Source organism: Salibaculum griseiflavum (assembly GCF_003129565.1).
Lineage (GTDB): Bacteria > Pseudomonadota > Alphaproteobacteria > Rhodobacterales > Rhodobacteraceae > Salibaculum > Salibaculum griseiflavum.
Genome location: NZ_QETF01000002.1, coordinates 259,182 through 278,389, shown reverse-complemented (window position 1 = coordinate 278,389; position 19,208 = coordinate 259,182). Strand labels below are relative to the sequence as shown.

The 19,208-nt window shown below is 64.1% G+C and carries 22 protein-coding genes and 1 tRNA gene; 19 read left to right on the top strand and 4 right to left on the bottom strand.

Annotated features, from left to right (window positions below; translation table 11 throughout):
* Positions 1-32: 32 nt before the first annotated feature.
* The gene (locus tag DFK10_RS03335) at positions 33-497 is read right to left on the bottom strand and encodes a Hint domain-containing protein (RefSeq protein WP_109386544.1); all 465 of its coding nucleotides are present in this window, start codon (positions 495-497) and stop codon (positions 33-35) included.
* A gap of 246 nt (positions 498-743) precedes the next feature.
* On the opposite strand from DFK10_RS03335, the gene DFK10_RS03330 reads away from it, so the two are divergent.
* From DFK10_RS03330 to DFK10_RS03305, 6 genes are all read left to right on the top strand, one after another.
* Complete coding sequence (locus DFK10_RS03330) at positions 744-1,799, top strand: Hint domain-containing protein (protein WP_109386542.1); 1,056 nt, start codon at positions 744-746, stop codon at positions 1,797-1,799.
* Between the two features lie 68 nt (positions 1,800-1,867).
* Positions 1,868-1,952, top strand: a tRNA-Leu gene (locus DFK10_RS03325).
* Positions 1,953-2,042: 90 nt separating this feature from the next.
* Complete coding sequence (locus DFK10_RS03320; protein WP_109386540.1) at positions 2,043-3,050, top strand: glycosyl transferase family 90; 1,008 nt, start codon at positions 2,043-2,045, stop codon at positions 3,048-3,050.
* Positions 3,047-4,030 carry an NAD-dependent epimerase/dehydratase family protein gene (locus DFK10_RS03315; protein WP_109386538.1) on the top strand — a complete coding sequence of 328 codons (984 nt, stop codon included), beginning with the start codon at positions 3,047-3,049 and terminating at the stop codon, positions 4,028-4,030. The genes DFK10_RS03320 and DFK10_RS03315 overlap by 4 nt, the downstream gene beginning before the upstream one ends.
* A gap of 104 nt (positions 4,031-4,134) precedes the next feature.
* Positions 4,135-5,469, top strand: coding sequence for a trigger factor (gene tig, locus DFK10_RS03310; protein ID WP_109386536.1), 1,335 nt, complete (start codon positions 4,135-4,137; stop codon positions 5,467-5,469).
* A 131-nt stretch (positions 5,470-5,600) separates the two neighbouring features.
* Positions 5,601-6,077 (top strand): hypothetical protein, encoded by a 477-nt coding sequence (locus tag DFK10_RS03305; RefSeq protein ID WP_109386534.1) that lies wholly within the window; start codon positions 5,601-5,603, stop codon positions 6,075-6,077.
* Positions 6,078-6,146: 69 nt separating this feature from the next.
* On the opposite strand, the gene rplI is transcribed toward DFK10_RS03305, so the two are convergent.
* The 3 genes from rplI to rpsF are packed head-to-tail and all read right to left on the bottom strand — an operon-like array spanning position 6,147 to position 7,399.
* On the bottom strand, positions 6,147-6,785 hold the full coding sequence (rplI, locus tag DFK10_RS03300) for a 50S ribosomal protein L9 (protein WP_109386532.1): 639 nt from the start codon (positions 6,783-6,785) through the stop codon (positions 6,147-6,149).
* A 12-nt stretch (positions 6,786-6,797) separates the two neighbouring features.
* Entirely contained in the window at positions 6,798-7,025 is a 228-nt protein-coding gene (rpsR, locus tag DFK10_RS03295; RefSeq protein ID WP_109386530.1) for a 30S ribosomal protein S18, read from the bottom strand.
* A gap of 29 nt (positions 7,026-7,054) precedes the next feature.
* Positions 7,055-7,399: a 30S ribosomal protein S6 gene (rpsF, locus tag DFK10_RS03290; protein ID WP_109386528.1), complete on the bottom strand. Its 345-nt coding sequence runs from the start codon at positions 7,397-7,399 to the stop codon at positions 7,055-7,057.
* Between the two features lie 261 nt (positions 7,400-7,660).
* Between rpsF and DFK10_RS03285 the strand changes: the two genes are divergently transcribed.
* The 13 genes from DFK10_RS03285 to DFK10_RS03225 all read left to right on the top strand — a co-directional run bounded on the left by DFK10_RS03285 (position 7,661) and on the right by DFK10_RS03225 (position 19,177).
* Positions 7,661-7,858, top strand: a complete 198-nt coding sequence (locus DFK10_RS03285) for a hypothetical protein (RefSeq protein ID WP_109386526.1) — start codon at positions 7,661-7,663, stop codon at positions 7,856-7,858.
* 119 nt (positions 7,859-7,977) lie between these two features.
* Positions 7,978-8,916 (top strand): ACP S-malonyltransferase, encoded by a 939-nt coding sequence (gene fabD / locus DFK10_RS03280; RefSeq protein WP_109386524.1) that lies wholly within the window; start codon positions 7,978-7,980, stop codon positions 8,914-8,916.
* Positions 8,917-9,001: 85 nt separating this feature from the next.
* Positions 9,002-9,739: a 3-oxoacyl-[acyl-carrier-protein] reductase gene (gene fabG / locus DFK10_RS03275; RefSeq protein ID WP_109386522.1), complete on the top strand. Its 738-nt coding sequence runs from the start codon at positions 9,002-9,004 to the stop codon at positions 9,737-9,739.
* A 192-nt stretch (positions 9,740-9,931) separates the two neighbouring features.
* Complete coding sequence (locus DFK10_RS03270; RefSeq protein WP_109386520.1) at positions 9,932-10,165, top strand: acyl carrier protein; 234 nt, start codon at positions 9,932-9,934, stop codon at positions 10,163-10,165.
* A 181-nt stretch (positions 10,166-10,346) separates the two neighbouring features.
* Complete coding sequence (gene fabF / locus DFK10_RS03265; RefSeq protein WP_109386518.1) at positions 10,347-11,606, top strand: beta-ketoacyl-ACP synthase II; 1,260 nt, start codon at positions 10,347-10,349, stop codon at positions 11,604-11,606.
* On the top strand, positions 11,607-12,767 hold the full coding sequence (mltG, locus tag DFK10_RS03260; RefSeq protein ID WP_109386516.1) for an endolytic transglycosylase MltG: 1,161 nt from the start codon (positions 11,607-11,609) through the stop codon (positions 12,765-12,767).
* Between the two features lie 163 nt (positions 12,768-12,930).
* Positions 12,931-13,284: a hypothetical protein gene (locus DFK10_RS16410; protein ID WP_217810046.1), complete on the top strand. Its 354-nt coding sequence runs from the start codon at positions 12,931-12,933 to the stop codon at positions 13,282-13,284.
* Positions 13,172-14,548, top strand: a complete 1,377-nt coding sequence (locus DFK10_RS03250) for a DNA-packaging protein (RefSeq protein WP_109386647.1) — start codon at positions 13,172-13,174, stop codon at positions 14,546-14,548. The genes DFK10_RS16410 and DFK10_RS03250 overlap by 113 nt, the downstream gene beginning before the upstream one ends.
* Positions 14,549-14,622: 74 nt before the next feature.
* Positions 14,623-15,861, top strand: coding sequence for a glycosyltransferase family 87 protein (locus DFK10_RS03245; protein ID WP_217810045.1), 1,239 nt, complete (start codon positions 14,623-14,625; stop codon positions 15,859-15,861).
* Positions 15,862-15,991: 130 nt separating this feature from the next.
* Positions 15,992-17,173 carry a phage portal protein gene (locus DFK10_RS03240; RefSeq protein ID WP_109386510.1) on the top strand — a complete coding sequence of 394 codons (1,182 nt, stop codon included), beginning with the start codon at positions 15,992-15,994 and terminating at the stop codon, positions 17,171-17,173.
* Positions 17,166-17,393, top strand: a complete 228-nt coding sequence (locus DFK10_RS03235) for a GTA head formation protein, RCAP_rcc01685 family (RefSeq protein ID WP_109386508.1) — start codon at positions 17,166-17,168, stop codon at positions 17,391-17,393. The genes DFK10_RS03240 and DFK10_RS03235 overlap by 8 nt, the downstream gene beginning before the upstream one ends.
* A 12-nt stretch (positions 17,394-17,405) precedes the next feature.
* On the top strand, positions 17,406-17,945 hold the full coding sequence (locus DFK10_RS03230) for an HK97 family phage prohead protease (RefSeq protein ID WP_109386506.1): 540 nt from the start codon (positions 17,406-17,408) through the stop codon (positions 17,943-17,945).
* 38 nt (positions 17,946-17,983) lie between these two features.
* Complete coding sequence (locus DFK10_RS03225; RefSeq protein WP_109386504.1) at positions 17,984-19,177, top strand: phage major capsid protein; 1,194 nt, start codon at positions 17,984-17,986, stop codon at positions 19,175-19,177.
* The last annotated feature ends 31 nt before the right edge of the window (positions 19,178-19,208 follow it).

Sequence of the window (19,208 nt, the reverse complement as noted above, 5' to 3'; positions counted from 1 at the left end):
CCCTTTGGTATGCCTGTCCTGGAAATGCGGTTTCAGTCCGAGGCCGAGGCGACCTCCAGCCCGTCTGCATAGACGATATGACAGGCATCGAAGACCAGTTCGAACATCCTCATCTTGCGTGGCTTGGATTCTGTCACGAATTCACCGTCCAGCAGGCGGCGAGCCTTTACGGTGGCTACCTCGGCGCCGAACAGGGCCTTGGCCCGCCAGTCGCGGATATGAATGCGTGTGTCCGGACCCAGAAGCATGGTCTTGTCCGGGCGGGTGTGGCCAAGCGACCCGGCCTTGACCGAGATCGCCGCGACCGTGACGTCGCGCACACGAAGTTCGCGCAAGACGGCGATGCCGGTGTCACGGGTGATGACCTTGTCACCCGGTGTCAGCTGATCGACAGGAAGTTCGCCATCCAGCGACAGAACGGTGGTTCCGGCCGTCAAGCCGGCAATCGCGCCGGATCTGCCGGCAAGTTCAAGCGTTTCCTGGAATTGCTCTTGCATAGCTATGGGCCACCCTTGCTGTCTCTGCCTCGATTTTTTGACCCAAATTGTGGCAAGAAAACGGTTCTGTCAGGCCCTTTTTGGCATTGTTGGCCGTCAAAAGAGGGAATTGGGGCGGAACCGTGGCAATTGTGACTCAGAATGGCGAGATTGTTTCGAGTTCGCTTCCAATTCCTGTGCCCTTGGCCGGCGCGCGCCATATGATTTGTCAAAAGGCTCCGAAAGCCGAGCGACAAAACCGAGCAGATGGCGAATTACGATTTCTGGGCATTGGGCGACAGCGCTGTGTCCGTTTCGGGGAGTGGATCCCTGGACGGCACCAGTGATGGCGCGCACATGGTGGGCCTGACGATCACGCTGACCTCTGCCAGCTACGAACAGCTTTCGATCAAGGACAACGAGACCTTTCTCGACGACGACGACAAGAACGGGGTGCAGCGGTTCGCCGGCAAACAGACCTTCGATGGTGAGACTGTCCCGCACAACACCGAGTACCAGGCCGAATACATGTTGACCCTGCTCGATCCGAATACCGGCATCGAGTACACGGCCGTCGCGCTGAATTTCGACCCCGATGATGGAAGCGGCTTTACGATCGAAGGGATTACTTTCGTCGATGTCGTCCCCCCGGTTGGTGTGCCCCTGACCGTCACCGCGTCCTCCGAAGGGCCGGGCAACAATGGCCAGCCATCGGTGGCGGCCGCAGACATCGCCATTCCCTGCTTCACGCCGGGCACATTGATTGAAACGCCCGATGGACCGCGCCCGGTCGAGCAGCTGGTGGCAGGCGATCTCGTGCAGACCGTAGATCACGGCCCCCAGATGCTGACATGGGCCGGGCAGACCGTGGTGTCCAGCTTGCGAGCAGCCCTGCATCCCGAGTTGAGGCCGATCCTCGTCAAGGCGCATGCTTTCGGGCACAACCGGCCCGTCCGTGACATGAAAGTGTCGCCGCAGCATCGTATCCTGGTCGACGGTTGGCGCGCCGAGATGCTGTTCGGAGAGTGCGAGGTTCTGGTCGCTGCGGCCCATCTCGTGAATGATCATACGGTCCTGCGCTGTCCCGAGGTGTCGGACGTGATCTATGTTCACCTGCAATGCGCGGCGCACGAAGTGCTGATCTCGGATGGATTGCCCTCGGAAAGCTTCAACCCCGGCCCGGTGGTGGTGCGCCAGATGGACTGCGCTGCACGAGACGAGCTTCAGGCACTGTTTCCCGACCAGGACCTGATGGAACGGGCGCCCTACAAGGCGGCGCGCCCCATGCTGCGTCGGGCCGAGGCGGCGTTGCTGATTGCCTGACCGCATTTTCCTCTCGCATCCCCCCCGGGGCTTTGCTATGCGATCCGCGCCCGCCATTGCGGGCCGATGCGGGTGTGGCGAAATTGGTAGACGCACCAGATTTAGGTTCTGGCGCCGCAAGGCGTGGGGGTTCAAGTCCCTCCACCCGCACCATCGCTCTGAGCACGAAACGCAGCTGGCCGGGGCGCGTGCCGGGTTCAGCCCCGTCGAGGGCGCCGGGGACGGCAAAGGAAAGGGCCGTGCATGACCCTGATCGCCAAGCTTCACCGTTCCTATATGCGCCGGGCCGGTCACCAGGCACTGAAGTCGCATTTCGCAGACCCGGCGATGCCGCTTGACCTTCCGCCCGTTCGCATTGGGGCGACACAGTCCCCGCTCGGTCAATGGGATATCCGCATCCGTCGTGACGGTGGCGGTTTTCAGATCGAAATCCCTGAGACCGCGCGCAGCCGCTCGGCCAGAAGCTCCATCCTGCAGAGAATGGCGGCCTATCTCTATTGGTTCACGCAGGCGGGGCCGGAGGTGTCCGAAATCACCGCGAATACATCGGATGGGGACCGTATGGGTCTTGGTCAGTTCGCCTTTTCCGGACGCCCGGCGAGGGTGGCCCTGCTGCCTGATTATTACTTCTTTCGCGACCGTGGTTACCTCAAGCAGCGCCGCATGGCCGAAAAGGGCGCGGTGCGCTGGGCCGACCGCAGCGAGGAAATCGTCTGGCGTGGGGGAAATACCGGGCAGGGGTTGCTCGACCCCGATCCCGCGATGGCTGACAACCCGCTGCTGAATCAGAGGGTGCGTCTTGCGCTGAAGGCGCCCGAGGCGGGGATCGACATGCGGTTCGTGTCGGCCATTGACGGGGCAGGTGCCTATGAGCGGGCCGGGCTGATTGGCGAACGGCAGCCGGCCGAGACCTGGCTGGGCCGGAAATATGCGGTGGACGTGGACGGGTTCTCGAACGCATGGGACAATTTCTTTCATCGGCTGCTCTTCGGGTGTTGCGTTCTGAAGGTCGAAAGCCAGGGCGGCTTCCGCCAGTGGTATTACGACCGCCTGCGGCCCTTCGAGCATTTCGTGCCGGTGCGGGCGGACCTGTCTGACCTGGCCGAGCAGGTGGCGTGGATGCGCGACAATCCGCAAGACGCAGAGCAGATCGCCCGAAACGGTCAAGCGGTCGCGCGCGCCATGACGTTCGAGGCCGAGGCGCGCTGGGCTGGGCGTGAGATCGACAGGGTTTGCAGGGGTGCGGGATGAGCTATTCAGGTCAAAGGGTTCTGGTTGCTGGCGGTGCGGGCTTCATCGGCGCGCATCTGGTCCGCGCCCTGCTGGGCGATGGCGCCGAAGAGGTGACCGTGGTCGACAACTACCGGACGGCGTCGGCAGACAGCCTGACCCCGGCACCGCGGCTTAAGGTGCTGCAGCATGACATCATTGAACCGCTCCAGCTGGACGGGCCGCTGGACGTGGTCTTCAACCTCGCCTGTCCGGCATCACCGGTGCACTATCAGGCCGATCCGATCGCCACGTGGCGCAGTTCGGTCTACGGGACGGACAACCTTTTGACACTGGCGCGCAGCAAGGGCGCCCGGCTGGTCCAAGCGTCGACCTCGGAGGTCTATGGCGACCCGTTGGAAAGCCCGCAAGCCGAGACCTATCGTGGCAACACCTCGTTTTTCGGGCCGCGGGCCTGCTATGACGAGGGGAAGCGCGCGGCCGAAAGCCTTCTGATGGATTTCCACCGGGTGCATGGCACGGATGTCCGGATCGCCCGGCTTTTCAATACCTATGGTCCCGGCATGGCGGAGCAGGACGGGCGGGTCGTGTCGAATTTCATAGTCCAGGCCCTGCGCGGCGAGGCTCTGACGGTCTATGGGAACGGCCGCCAGACGCGCAGCTTCTGTTATGTCTCGGATACGGTGCGCGGATTGATGGCCTTGGGTCTGCGAGAGGGGCTGTCGGGCGAGGTGGTCAATCTGGGCAATCCCAATGAGGTCACGATCCTTACCCTGGCGGAGGAACTGGGCCGGCTTATTGGCGTTCCCACCAGCTGCACGCATTGCCCGCTGCCGCCCGATGACCCGCGGCGTCGCTGCCCCGATATCAGCCGGGCCCGTCGCCTTCTCGACTGGGGGGCCGAGGTTGCGCTATCGGAGGGGTTGGCAGCGACGATTGCCGATTTCCGGACCCGGCTGGACCGGCCTGGCAAGACCCTGACAGGGGCGGAATCCCCCTGACAGGCCGGATTCGCCTTGCGCCGGTTTGGCCCTGCTCTTATGACGCCCGTGATTTTGACCGCCGCGGACGCCTCCGCGGCCCCTATGCAATGGATAAGGACGACATGCAGGTCACCGAGACGCAGAACGAAGGCCTCAAGCGCGGATACGAGATCACGATCACGGCCGCGGAGCTTGAGCAGAAAGTCACCGACAAGCTGGTCGAAGCCCAGCCCGAGATCGAGATGAAGGGCTTCCGCAAGGGCAAGGTGCCCCTGCCGCTGCTGAAAAAGCAGTTCGGCCAGCGCCTGCTGGGCGAAGCCATGCAAGAGGCCGTGGATGGTGCCATGGCACAGCATTTCGAAGACAGCGGCGACCGCCCGGCGGCCCAGCCCGCCGTTGAAATGGTCGATGGCGAGAACTGGAAAGAGGGCGACGACGTCAAGGTCACCATGACCTACGAGCGCCTGCCGGACGTGCCCGAGGTCGATTTCGGAAAGATCAAGCTGGAGCGCATGGTGGTGAAGCCGGCCGAAGCCGATGTGACCGAAGCCCTGGAAAACCTGGCCGAAAGCGCCCAGAATTTCGAGGATCGCAAGAAGGGTTCCAAGGCCAAGGACGGCGACCAGATCGTGTTCGACTTCGTCGGCAAGGTCGACGGCGAGGAATTCGAAGGCGGTGCTGCCGAGGATTTCGCCCTTGTGCTTGGTTCGGGCCAGTTCATCCCCGGCTTCGAGGAACAGCTGGTCGGTGTGAAGGCCGGTGAAGAGAAGACTGTCGAGGTGACGTTCCCCGAGGAATACGGCGCCGAGCATCTGGCCGGCAAGGCCGCGACCTTCGATTGCACCATCAAGGCCGTGAAAGCCCCCGCCAAGGCCGAGATCAACGATGAGCTGGCCACCCAGTTCGGTGCTGAGGACCTCGAGGCCCTGAAAGGCCAGATCACCGAACGTCTGGAGGCCGAATACAGCGGCGCCGCCCGCGCCGTGACCAAGCGCGCCCTGCTGGACGAGCTGGACAAGGCCGTCGAGTTCGACCTGCCCGAAGGGCTGGTCGAGGCAGAGGCCAAGCAGATCGCCCATCAGCTGTGGCACGAAGAAAACCCCGAGGTCGAAGGCCATGACCATGGCGAGATCGAACCGACGGATGAGCACAACAAGCTCGCCCAACGCCGGGTGAAGCTGGGTCTCTACCTGGCCGAGGTCGGCCAGAAGGCCGAGGTCGCGGTGTCTGACAGCGAGTTCACCCAGGCGGTCATGAACCAGGCCCGCCAATACCCGGGCCAGGAACGCCAGTTCTTCGAATTCGTGCAGCAGAACCAGCAGATGCAGCAGCAGATCCGCGCGCCCCTGTTCGAAGACAAGGTCGTGGACCACATCATCGACAACGCCAAGGTGACCGAGAAAGAGGTCAGCAAGGACGACCTGCAGAAGGCTGTCGAGGCACTGGAAGACGAATAAGACCGAACCGGGCTTCTTGCCTGTTCTCCTTAAAGGGTCGCCTTCGGGCGGCCCTTTTTCCTTCGCGACTGGTGATGTGGTGCCGTTCGGGTATAGCCTTGCAGCAATGAGACCAAGAACGAGGGAAGACGATGAAACGAATTTTGGCGATGGCCTTATTGGCCTTTGGTGCGGCTGGGGCGGCCCAGGCCTGCCCGGATTGGCGACTGGAAGCCGCGGCCAGCTACAACCTGTCCGGCGATCAGCTGCGCAAGGCGCAGGGCGCGGATGTGATCGCGGGCGGCGAGAATTACATCTGGAATTGTCGGGGCATCAATCCGCAGTCGGATCAAGGGGCGGGCTATTTCACCTCGAACCCGGATTTCCGTTTCTTCATTTCGGATCTGGAACGCTATCAGCTTGTCGTGTCGGTCATCAGCCAATGTGACAGCGCCTTGCTCATCAACACCCAGTCGGCCAGCTGGTATTACGATGATGACGACAACGGCAATCTTGATCCGCGCATCGTGCTGACACGTCCGATCAGTGGCCAGATCGATGTCTGGGTTGGCACGTATGACGGTGAATACTGCGATGCGCGCCTGATGCTGGAGACCTTTCCGCGATAGGGACAAGGCGCAAAAGAAAACCGCCCGCGGCCGGGGTCACGGGCGGTTTGTTCATGCTGGCAGGAAGGATCAGTCCTCGTCGGACTTTTCTTCCTCGTCGCCACCTTCCGGGGTCTCGACCAGGCCGGCCTCTCCTTCGAGGTCTTCCAGCTGCGAGGCACCGATGTCCTCGAACAGTTCCTGGATCTCGAATTCGGCCGCGGCTTCTTCCTCGGCGGCGAGGTCCTGAATGGACTTGCCGGAGGCCTGAAGCTCGGCCTCTTCGGGAGAACGGGCGATGTTCAGGGTGATCGTCGCCTCGACCTCGGGGTGCAGGTGCACGGTGATGTCGCGCAGGCCCAGCTCCTTGATCGGGTCGCCGATGACGACCTGCTTGCGGCTGATGTTGTAGCCGTTGGCCTCGGCCTCTTTCTCGATGTCGCGGGGCGACACGGAGCCGTAGAGAGAGCCACCGTCGGAGGCGGCGCGAATCACGACGAACTTGGCGCCGTCCAGCTTCGCGGCCAGTGCTTCGGCCTCTTTCTTGGTTTCGAGGTTGCGGGCTTCAAGCTGCGCCTTCTGGTCTTCGAAGGCCTTGAGGTTTACCTCGTTGGCGCGTAGGGCCTTGCCCTGGGGCAGAAGGTAGTTGCGCGCGTAACCTTCCTTGACGGAGACGACTTCGCCCATCTGGCCCAGTTTGGCGACGCGTTCGAGCAGGATGATATCCATTGGGGTCTCTCCTTACTTGACGGCGTAGGGCAGCAGGGCCAGGAACCGGGCGCGCTTGATGGCCTGGGCCAGTTTGCGCTGGTTCTTGGCGCCCACGGCCGTGATGCGGCTGGGGACGATCTTGCCACGCTCGGAAATGTAGCGCTGCAGAAGCTTGGTGTCTTTGTAGTCGATCTTCGGGGCGTTCTCACCCTCGAACGGATCGGTCTTGCGGCGACGGAAAAACGGTTTGGCTGCCATGGGTTATGGTCCTTTCCTGATCCTGTGGATTAGCGACGCTCGCGACGGTCGTCGCGTTTTTGCATCTGAACAGACGGGCCTTCTTCGTGCGCATCGACCTTGATGGTCAACACGCGCATGACGTCGTCATGCAGGCGCATCAGGCGTTCCATTTCCTGAACGGCCGGTGCCGGGGCATCGGTCCGCATCATGGCATAGTGACCCTTGCGGTTCTTGTTGATCTTGTAGGCCATCGTCTTGACGCCCCAGTATTCGGAATCGACGAGTTTGCCGCCATTGTCCGAAAGGACGGTGCCAAAATGTTCGATGAGGCCTTCGGCCTGCGCGTTGGACAGATCCTGACGCGCGATCAGTACATGCTCGTAAAGCGGCATGTGCACTCCATTCATGTTTCGGCGCATTTCAAAGGGCAGGGCAGTTCGCCTTCCGCACCCGGCCCACGAGAGACTGCGCAGTTCATCTAGCTACGCGGAAGGATGCGGCCTTATACAGCTTGGGCGTCCGGGATCAAGCCCGTGAACGGAGCCGGGCATTGATGAATGGGCCCCCAACGCAAGATTTCCCTGCCCCCGCCCGGATTGTGCCACAAATCGCCGCCATCTTCTTCCCGAGAGGCAACCATCGGGGGCAGACCCATGACCATCTATAGCCAACGCGCGCAGACCGTTGCCGAAAACAGGGATGTTCACGGTGAACCACGGCTGGAACGCCCGGTCATAGAGGAGCAGTTCTGGGGCTACGAGATTGGCCCTAGCCCCGTCGAGCGCGGCGCGCTTGCCATGTCGCGGGGCGATCAGACGCCGCCGTCCTTTGCCGGCCCCTTGACGCGCTGACCCATCCTGACCCCCGAGCTTGGAACCGACGCGCTTTGGCGCGGCGGTCTTCCTATTCTTGTGCCCCCGGTCCCGTTCCGCTAGGTCAGGTCGGGAACAGGTAGGAGGGGACCCTAACGATGCGGGCTTTCGTATTTCCCGGACAGGGCGCACAGGCAATTGGTATGGGAAAGGCGCTGGCCGAGGCCTATCCCGCAGCAAGAGCGGTTTTTGACGAGGTGGACGCGGCCTTGGGCGAGTCCCTGTCGGCCTTGATCTGGGAGGGCGATATCGCCGAACTGACGCTGACTCGAAACGCCCAGCCTGCGCTGATGGCCACGTCCATGGCAGCGATGCGTGCCCTGGAGGCCGAGGGTGTGACGATCGAGGCGGCGGATTTCGTGGCCGGGCACAGCCTTGGTGAATATTCCGCCCTGGCGGCGGCCGGCGCGCTTGGCGTGGGCGACACGGCCCGTTTGTTGCGCATTCGCGGCACCGCAATGCAAGAGGCCGTGCCGGTGGGTGAAGGTGCGATGGCCGCTCTGCTGGGCCTTGATTTCGCCACCGCTGCCGCCGTGGCCGAAGAGGCCGCCCAGGGCGAGGTGTGCCAGGCCGCCAATGACAATGATCCCAGTCAGGTGGTGGTCTCGGGCCACAAGGCTGCCGTGGAGCGCGCCGTCGAGATCGCCAAGGAGAAGGGTGCCAAGCGGGCCATGCTGCTGCCGGTCAGCGCGCCGTTCCATTGCACATTGATGCAGCCTGCCGCCGACCGCATGGCCGAGGCCCTCGCGGAGGTCGAGATTGCCGCGCCCGCCGTGCCGCTGGTGGCCAATGTGCGCGCCGAAGCGGTCAGCGACCCCAATGAGATCCGCGACCTGCTGGTGGCGCAGGTGACCGGTTCGGTCCGCTGGCGCGAAAGCGTGGCCTGGATGGCCGCCCAGGGCGTAACCGAAGCCTGGGAAATCGGCGCGGGCAAGGCGCTGTCGGGGATGGTCAAGCGCATCGACCGTTCCGTCACCACGCGCACGGTCGGCACGCCAGAGGATGTCCTGGCGGCGGCAGAGGCGCTGAACGGGTAAGGAATGGCTCCGCCGACCGGGGGGGCGTCAGAAGTCTGGAATTTTGTTGCCCTCGCATACGGGGGCGCAGGAAAGGAAGCACGAGATGTTCGATCTGACAGGAAAATCCGCGCTGATCACCGGCGCATCGGGCGGGATCGGCGGCGCGATCGCCAAGGCCCTGCATGGGGCCGGGGCCAATGTCGGCTTGTCCGGCACCCGCGAAGCCCCCTTGCAGGAGCTTGCCGCGGAGCTGGGCGAGCGGGCCCATGTTCTGCCGTGCAACCTTTCGGATCGGGATGAGGTGGATGGCTTGGTCAAGCGCGCCAGTGACGCGATGGGCGCGGTCGATATCCTGATCAACAACGCTGGCATCACCCGCGACAACATCTTCATGCGCATGAGTGACGAGGAATGGGACAGCGTGCTGGAGGTCAACCTGACCTCGACGATGCGGTTGTGCAAAGCCGCCATCCGGCCGATGATGAAATCCCGCTGGGGCCGGATCGTCAATATCAGCTCGATCGTGGGCGCCACGGGCAATCCCGGGCAGGCAAACTATGCGGCCTCCAAGGCCGGCATGGTGGGCATGTCCAAGTCCATCGCCTATGAGGTCGCCACCCGCGGCATCACGGTGAACTGCGTCGCGCCCGGCTTTATCGCCACGGCGATGACCGAAAAGCTGTCCGACGATCAGAAGGCCACGATCAACGCGCAGATCCCGGCCGCCCGCATGGGCACGCCCGAGGAGATCGCCGCAGCGGCGCTCTATCTGGCCAGCGACGAGGCGGCTTACGTCACGGGAACCACGCTGCATGTGAACGGCGGCATGGCGATGCTATAGCCGCCCCTGGCGGGTCTGAAAGCGTTTGCGTTGTGAGGAATCTCTGATATAGGCCCCACAGATTTCGCGGCGGGGGCATGTCGTCCGCCCATTCGGGTCCTCGAGCAGGGCCGAAAGAGCCGCCCGGCAGCCATCCCCGGCGAGGGCAACCCAAACAGGGGGCACAAGGCCCCGAAGAAGTGAGGAACTATCATGAGCGACGTCGCAGACCGCGTCCGCAAGATCGTTGTGGAACACCTGGGTGTTGAAGAAGGCAAGGTTGTCGAGGGCGCGTCCTTCATCGACGATCTTGGCGCCGACTCCCTGGACACCGTTGAGCTGGTCATGGCTTTCGAAGAAGAGTTCGGCATCGAGATCCCCGATGACGCCGCCGAAACCATCCAGACCTTTGGCGACGCCGTTAAGTTCATCAACGACGCCAGCTGAGCCGAGCGTCGGAAAGAATTCGAAAAGGGCGGTCCGCCATGGGCCGCCCTTTTTTGTTTGTGGCGCTCACGGACGCGCGCATGGTGCTGCCGGTTCGCGTCTACGGCATGTTCGGCCCTTGCCCCTTTCCCCCGCGCCGGGGTATCAGGCTGCGAGGAAACTGGAAGTCGAGGGGCAGAGCATGCGTCGTGTCGTTGTAACCGGATTGGGGCTGGTCACGCCGTTGGCCGACGGTGTGGAAGAAAGCTGGACGCGGATTCTGGCCGGGGAAAGCGGGGCGGGCACCATCACCCGTTTCGATCCCGAGGGATTCACCACCACCTATGCCTGCGAAGTGCCTTATGGCGACGGCGAAAACGGCACGTTCGACCCTGACAAATACATGGAGCCGAAAGAGGCCCGGAAGGTCGATACCTTCATCCTGTTCGCCATGGCTGCCGCCCAGCAGGCTGTTGAGGATGCGGGCTGGACACCCGAGAACGAAGAGGCGCTGCTGCGCACGGGCGTTCTGACCGGGTCGGGTATCGGCGGGCTGAACTCCATCGCCAACACCGCCGTGATGATGAAGGAAAAGGGGCCGCGCCGCGTGTCGCCCTTCTTCGTGCCCGGCGCGTTGATCAACCTGATCTCTGGCCAGATCGCCATCAAGTATGGCTTCAAGGGGCCGAACCATGCGGTCGTAACGGCCTGTTCCACCGGCGCCCATGCAATCGGCGACGCGGCGCAGCTGATCAAGGCGGGCCGGGCCGACGTGATGATTGCCGGTGGTGCCGAGGCGGCCATCTGCGAGATCGGCATTGCCGGGTTCAATGCCTGCAAGGCGCTCTCGACCAAGCGCGCGGACGATCCGAAATCCGCCAGTCGCCCCTATGACACCGACCGCGATGGCTTCGTCATGGGCGAGGGCGCGGGCATGGTCGTGCTGGAGGATTACGAGCACGCGAAGGCGCGCGGTGCCAAGATCTATGCCGAGGTCATCGGCTATGGCCTGACCGGCGATGCCTATCACATCACGGCACCGTCCGAGGATGGCGAAGGCGGGTTCCGGTCCATGCAGGCCGCGCTGGAGGATGCCGGTCTGACGCCGTCGGATATCGACTACATCAATGCCCATGGCACGAGCACCATGGCCGATACGATCGAGCTGGGTGCAGTCGAACGTTTGCTTGGTGATCACGCGGCCAATGTGACCATGTCCTCGACCAAGTCGATGACCGGGCACCTTCTGGGCGCGGCGGGCGCGATCGAGGCGATCTTCTCGATTCTCGCCATCCGTGACCAGGTGGCACCGCCGACGATCAACCTGGACGATCCGGCCGTGGAAACGCCACTCGATCTTGCCCCCAACAAGAAAGTCGATCGCAAGATCGACGTCGCCCTGTCCAACTCCTTCGGCTTCGGCGGCACCAATGCGAGCGTCCTGTTCGGAAAGGTCGGCTAGATGTGGCGACATATCGCCAGCAATGCGCTGACCTTTCTGATCGTGGCCTTGTTCCTTCTGGCGGGCGTGGTGGCTTGGGGCAACAGGCAATACAGCGCCGAGGGCCCGCTTGAGGCGGCCATCTGCCTGAAGGTCGAAAGCGGCTCGAACATGCGCATCGTCAGCGAGGACCTGGCAGATGCCGGGGCCATTGCCTATCCGGCGATCTTTCGTATCGGTGCGGATTATTCCGAGAAGGCATCGCAGTTGAAGGCCGGGTCTTTCCTCGTGCCCGAGGGCGCGTCGATGGAAGAGATCATCGACATCGTCACCGCCAGCGGGCAGAGCACCTGCGGCACCGAGATCGTCTATCGCATCGGGGTCACGCGGGTTCTGGCGGAGGTGCGTGAGTTGAACCCCGAAACCGAGGAATACGAGGAACTGGCACAGTTCAACCCCGCCGAGGACGAGGCCCCCGAGGCCTATCTGCAGAAGCGCGAGGCTGCGGACACCCAGTATCGCGTGGTGGTGTCCGAAGGCGTGACCAGCTGGCAGGTGATGACGGCGCTCAATGGCCTGGAATTCCTCGACGGTGAAATCTCCGAGGTTCCTGCCGAGGGGAGCCTTGCGCCCAACAGCTACCAGGTGTCGCCCGGCGATGACGTCGGCGCGTTGGTCGCCCGGATGCAGAGCGCGCAAGAGCGGATCCTGGCCGAGGCCTGGGCGAACCGCGACGAAGGCCTGCCGCTCGACAGCCCCGAAGAGGCGTTGATCCTGGCCTCGATCGTGGAAAAGGAAACCGGCGGTTATGACGAGGTGCGCACGGTGGCCAGTGTCTTTGAAAACCGACTGGAGACCGGCATGCGTCTGCAAACGGACCCGACCGTGATCTATGGCATTACCGAGGGGCGCGGCGTGCTGGGACGGGGCTTGCGGCAAAGTGAATTGCGCGCCGAAACGCCCTACAATACCTACGTGATCTCGGGCCTGCCGCCGACGCCTATCGCCAATCCGGGCCGGCTGAGCATCGAGGCGGTGATGAACCCCGAGGAGACCGACTACATCTTCTTCGTGGCCAAGTCGCTGGATCCGCGTGACGGGCACAATTTCGCGGTCACGCTGGAAGAGCACAACCGCAATGTCGCCGCTTACCGTGCGTTGGAGGCCGAACAGGCCGAGTAAACGCAACGCCCGGTCAGTTCGGCGCAAGTTTTGACCGTTCGCACGGTCCGACGTAGTTTTCTCACATGCTGGGCAAGCTGTGACGGCCCCCGGGGAGCAATCCCCCGGGGGCCGTTTTTCATGGCGCGCTCGCTGGGCGGAGCAACCAGCGGGGTGAACCCTTATGAGCAACCAACGCGGCGGCACACCCGCCGATCAGGAAATCGCTGCTGAACGTATCAAGGAGGCTAGGCAGCTCTACCGAAGCATCAACGAGACCCTGACCCGTATCCTGGGCGATCTGCAGACCGGGCAATTGGGCGAGGTCAAGGACCTGGCGGCCAAGCAGAAGCAGTTGGAAACGGCCGTGGTCCATGCGCAGAAACTGGAGGCGGAGTTCAATGAAAAATTCGGAACCGGGCTTGATGAGGGCGAGATCGACTTCGACCGGGCACGATACCAGATCGGGTGCAGATTGGCTCGCCTCCGCAGGTGCTGCCGAGAGAAAGGCGTTTCTTCGGGCGCTGGGGGCGGATGAGCTGCGGGCGCTGCCCTACCTGTTCGAGTTCTGGGCGCTGGGCCACCAATTGCCGCCCGAGGGCGATTGGCGAACCTGGGTAATCCTGGGCGGGCGCGGTGCGGGCAAGACCCGCGCCGGCGCTGAATGGGTCAGGTCCATGGTAGAGGGGTCGCGTCCGCGCGACCCCGGCATTGCCAGGCGCGTGGCGCTGGTGGGTGAAACCATGGACCAGGCGCGAGAGGTGATGGTGTTCGGGGAAAGCGGCCTCCTGGCCTGCACGCCCGATGATCGCCGCCCGCAATGGATCGCCGGGCGGCAGATGCTGATCTGGCCCAACGGTGCGACGGCGCGAGTCTTTTCCGCCCATGACCCCGAGGCCTTGCGCGGGCCGCAATTCGATGCGGCCTGGGCCGATGAGCTGGCCAAGTGGAAGAAGGTGGACGAGGTCTGGCCGATGCTGCAATTCGGTCTGCGTCTGGGAAAGCATCCGCGCGCCTGCGTCACCACGACCCCGCGCCGGGTCAAGGCGCTGACCGACCTTCTGGCACGGCCATCGACCGTGCAGACCCATGCCCCGACCCATGCCAACCGGGCCTACCTGGCCGATACGTTTCTCGAAGAGGTGATGACCGAATATGCCGGCACGCGGCTGGGGCGGCAGGAACTGGAGGGGGTGCTTTTGTCGGATGTCGATGGCGCGCTCTGGACCACCGACCGGTTGGAGGCCGCACGGGTCGACGCGGCGCCGGAGCTGGATCGTGTGGTCGTCGCCGTTGATCCGCCCGCCGGGCAGGGGGCAGGGGCCGACACCTGTGGCATTGTCGTGGTCGGCGCGCGCACCCAAGGGCCGCCGAAGTATTGGCGCGCCTATGTTCTGGAAGATGCGAGCGTGCAGGGGCTGTCGCCCAATGGCTGGGCCGCTGCCGCCCTTGAGGCGATGGAACGTCACCAAGCGGATCGACTGGTGGCCGAGGTGAACCAGGGTGGGGCCATGGTCGAGGCCATCCTGCGATCCCTTGACGAGACCGTGCCTTACAAGGCCCTCCATGCGGGGCGGTCCAAGTCGGCGCGGGCCGAACCGGTCGCGGCGCTTTACGAGCAGGGACGCGTGGCTCATCTGCGCGGACTGGGCGACCTTGAGGATCAGATGTGCCAGATGACCGCCCAAGGGTATCAGGGGGCCGGGTCGCCGGACCGCATCGATGCGCTGGTCTGGGCGATCACCGAACTGGTTTTGGACCCGGCCCGGCGGCATCGCAGCCCGCAGGTGCGCAGGCTTTGACAGGCCACCGGTCCTTGACACGTCCCGGTGTGTCGGTCTGAGTCCGAGAGAAACGTGCAAAGAGGGCCATGCCGATGCGGCGCAGAACCGAGACGTTGATCGTTGTGGTCGCCGCCATGGCCAGCATCGTGCTCATCTGGGCCGGGTTCGGTAACAGCTGGCATCAGGATCTGAGTGCCCTCTATTTCGCAGCGCGGTCCTATGGTCTTGGCCAGACCGAATTGATCTACCTCGCGCCGGACCGGTTCTTCGGTGCCGTCGCCTCGCCGGAATGGCAGGACATGGCGCTGCAGTTGGGGCATGGCGATGAGCTGGTTCTGCCTTATGTCTATGCGCCGCTCTGGGCGGCCGTGCTTGCCCCGCTTGCGGTACGGCTTGATCCCATCGCGTTCTATAACCTCGTCCTGGTGGTGCATATCGGGTTTTTCCTGTGGTCGATCCTGCTTGCCCGCCGGATCGCGGCGCAGGGCTCCGCGCCTCTTTGGGCTTGGTTCGGCATCGCCGCGCTCATCGCGCTGGTCAGCACGCCGTTTCTGAATGCCTTCTGGCACAACCAACCGCAGATAACCGTGACCTTCCTTGTCCTGCTGGCCTTCGAACGCTATCGCGCGGGCGCCTGGCGTATGGCCGGGATCGCGTTGGGACTGGCGGCGGCCATCAAGATCACGCCTGCGATCCTGGCTGTGATCTTCCTGATGGACCGGCACTGGCGCGCAGCTGGGGTCGCGGCCGCCACGGGCCTGGGTCTGCTTATGCTCAGCCTGGCTATCGCCGGGCTGCCTCTGCACATCGCCTTCTGGGAGCAGCTTCAACGCGCCTCGGCATATATGGTGCTTACGCCTTTGAACCTCGGGCTGGAAGCGGTGATCGCCCGGTGGGGGGAGGTCATATCCGGCGGACTCGGCTCCGGCATGGAGGACAAAGCTTTGACCGTCGTCGAATCCGGCGGCTGGGGCGGGCTGCTGTCCATGGCTGTTCTGATCCTGGGGCTGGCCTTGATCTGGCGAGTGACGCGCGGGGCGGGCCAGCCGGTCTATCCACGGCTGTTGGCGCTCTGGGCGCTGGTCATCCTTTGCGGTCCGCTGGCCTGGAACCACTACCTGATCGGGCCCCTCTACCTGCTGCCGGGGGTGCTCTGGCATCTTCCGCGCCGGCTGGCAGCCCCGGCGCTGGTCATGATCGTTCTTGCCGTGTCGCTGCCCTTGCAGGTTGTATTGATGGCCGGGCAAACCGACCCGGTCTGGCTCATGAGCCTCGGGGCCGCGAGCCTTTGCGCCATGTTCTGGCTGGCGATTCTGTCTGTATCGCCATAGAAATAGCTGCTGCTACACGCGTTCAGGCGCGTTGCGCCCGCGGCGCACGGTGCATTTCCCACCCGTTCAAGACTTTCCCCGACAGTGTCCCTCGTGAACCGCAAGATCGTGGCGGATCGAGGAGATTTGGATGTTCGACTTTCTCAAGCGTGGCGAGGCCGAAACCGGTGCCCCCGAGGCCAAGGCCTCGGCCGCGGGCCGCGTGGCGGCCTGGGGCAGTGCCGGGCGCGTGACCTGGAGCGCACGCGACAGCGTGACCCTGACCAAGACCGGCTTTGCCGCGAACCCGATCGGCTTTCGCACGGTCAAGATGATCGCCGAAGCGGTGGCCGCGTTGCCGCTGGTGCTTCAGGATCATGACCGCCGCTATGACAGCCATCCGGTGCTGGACCTGATCCGCCGCCCGAATGCCGCTCAGGGTCGGGCCGAGCTGATCGAGGCGCTGATCGGGCAGCTTTTGCTGACCGGCAATGGCTATGTCGAGGCCGTGGGCGGTGCCGAGGGCGTGCCGGCAGAGCTGCATGTCTTGCGGTCGGAGCGCATGGCGCTGGTGCCGGGGCAGGATGGCTGGCCGGTGGCCTATGACTATACCGTCGGGGGGCGCAAGCACCGGTTCCATGTCGGCGACGGCCCCGGTCCGATCTGCCATATCAAGAGTTTTCACCCCCAGGACGACCATTACGGCCTGTCCGCAATGCAGGCGGCGGCCAATGCAGTGGACGTGCATAATGCGGCCAGCCGCTGGTCCAAGGCGCTGCTGGACAATGCTGCGCGGCCCTCGGGGGCGATCGTCTATGCGGGAACGGATGGGCAGGGGCAGTTGAGCGCCGATCAATATGATCGCCTCCTGCTGGAAATGGAGACCCAGCATCAGGGGGCGCGCAATGCGGGCCGGCCGATGTTGCTGGAAGGCGGGCTGGACTGGAAACCGATGGGTTTTTCACCCTCGGACATGGAATTCCAGAAGACCAAGGAGGCCGCCGCGCGCGAGATCGCCATCGCTTTTGGCGTGCCGCCGATGCTGCTCGGGATCCCCGGGGACGCCACCTATGCGAACTACCAGGAGGCCAACCGCGCCTTCTATCGCCTGACCGTGCTGCCCTTGGCCACGCGGGTGACCGGGGCCTTGTCCGACTGGCTGGGGGATTTCGCGGGCGAGAGCGTCACGCTGCGCCCCGACCTCGACCAGGTGCCGGCCCTGGCCAGCGAACGCGAGGCGCAATGGGCCCGGATCGGAGGAGCGGAATTCCTGAGCGATGCGGAAAAGCGCAGCTTGCTGGGCCTGCCGCCGCTGGAGGTCGGGGATGGATGACAGACCCTTTCCGAGAGAGGCGTTCGACTGTGCCCCTGCCATGCGCATCGAGGCGCAGGAAAGGCTGGCGGCGCTGCAATTCAGTCAGTTGCACACGCAGCTGGGCAAGATCGAGGACATGATGCACCGGCTGGAACGCCGCCTTTGGCTGACGGTCTTCGGTGTGGTGGGGGTGATCCTGGCGCAGGCGGCACAATCGCTGCTGGTCACGGCCCATTGAGAGGAGAAAGACATGAACCTGGAACACAAATTCATGGGGCCGGAGGCGCAGCTGGTGGTCGATGGCACCGAGGTTGCGGGCTATGCCTCGCTGTTCGGGGCCCCCGACAAGGGCGGCGACGTGGTCGAGCGCGGCGCCTATGGCCGCTCGCTGGAGCGGCTCGGCCAAAAGGGCGCGCGGGTCAAGATGCTGTGGCAGCACGATCCGGCCCAGCCCATCGGCGTCTGGGACGAGGTGCGCGAGGATGACCGCGGCCTCTGGGTCAAGGGGCGCATCCTGCGCGAGGTCGAAAAGGGCAGAGAGGCCGCCGCGCTGATCGAGGCGGGGGCGATCGACGGGTTGTCGATCGGCTATCGCACCTTGCGCGCCACCAAGAATGACAAGGGCGGACGCCTTTTGTCGGAGCTGGAACTTTGGGAGGTGTCCTTGGTCACGTTCCCGATGCTTCCCGATGCGCGGGTCGGGGCGAAGGGAGAAGAGCCCGAAGCCCGGATCATGCGTGAACTGGCGGGCGTGTTCGATGATGCGCGCCGCGTGCTGGTCCCGAAATAGGCCCGGCGTTTCAACACCTTATCTGAAGGAAAAGACAGATGAGCAAACCCGAGACGAAGGCTCGGACCGGGGAAGACATGTCTCCGGCCGGGGAACTGAAGACGGCCATGGCCGGGTTCATGACCGATTTCCGGGCCTTTTCGAACGACATTCACCAGAAGCTTCAGGAACAGGACAAACGCATGAGCAAGCTTGACCGTAAATCCATGATCGCCGGGGGCCGCCCGGTCCTGGCCAGTGCGGCCGCGGAAGAGGCCCCCCACCAGAAGGCCTTTGCTGCCTACCTGCGCTCGGGCGATGATGACGGGCTGCGCGGCCTGGACATCGAAGGCAAGGCGATGTCCAGCGCCGTGGCCGCCGATGGCGGCTACCTGGTCGATCCGCAGACCTCGGACATGATCCGCTCGACCCTGTCCTCGACCGCGTCGATCCGCGCTGTCGCAAATGTCGTGCAGGTCGAGGCCACGTCCTATGACGTGCTGGTCGACCATGCCGATATGGGCGCCGGCTGGGCCACGGAGACCGACCCGGCCAGCGAGACCGGCACGCCGCAGATCGACCGCATCAGTATTCCGCTGCACGAATTGTCGGCGCTTCCCAAGGCGTCACAGCGCCTCTTGGATGACAGCGCATTCGACATCGAGGGCTGGCTGGCCACCCGCATCGCCGACAAGTTCGCCCGATCCGAGGCGGCGGCCTTCGTGGAGGGCGACGGCATCGACAAGCCCGAGGGGTTTCTGACCGCCTCCAGCGTGGACAATGCCGGCTGGAGCTGGGGCAGCCTGGGCTATGTCGCCACCGGCGCCGACGGAGATTTTGACGCGGCCAACCCGGCCGATGCGATCATCGACCTGGTCTATGCGCTGGGCGCCGAATACCGCGCCAACGGCACTTTCGTGATGAATTCCAAGACCGCCGGCGCGGTGCGCAAGCTCAAGGATGCCGACGGGCGCTTCCTGTGGTCGGATGGACTGACGGCTGGCGAGCCGGCGCGCCTGATGGGCTATCCCGTGCTGATTGCCGAGGACATGCCCGATATCGGGACCAATGCCATGGCGATCGCCTTTGGCGACTTCGCCGCCGGATATACCGTGGCCGAACGCCCGGATCTGCGCGTGCTGCGCGACCCGTTCAGCGCCAAGCCGCATGTGCTGTTCTACGCCACCAAGCGCGTTGGCGGCGCGATCAGCGACTATGCCGCGATCAAGCTGCTGAAGTTCGGCCTGTCCTAAGGCCAGCCAGGACGGGGAGCGGACATGATGC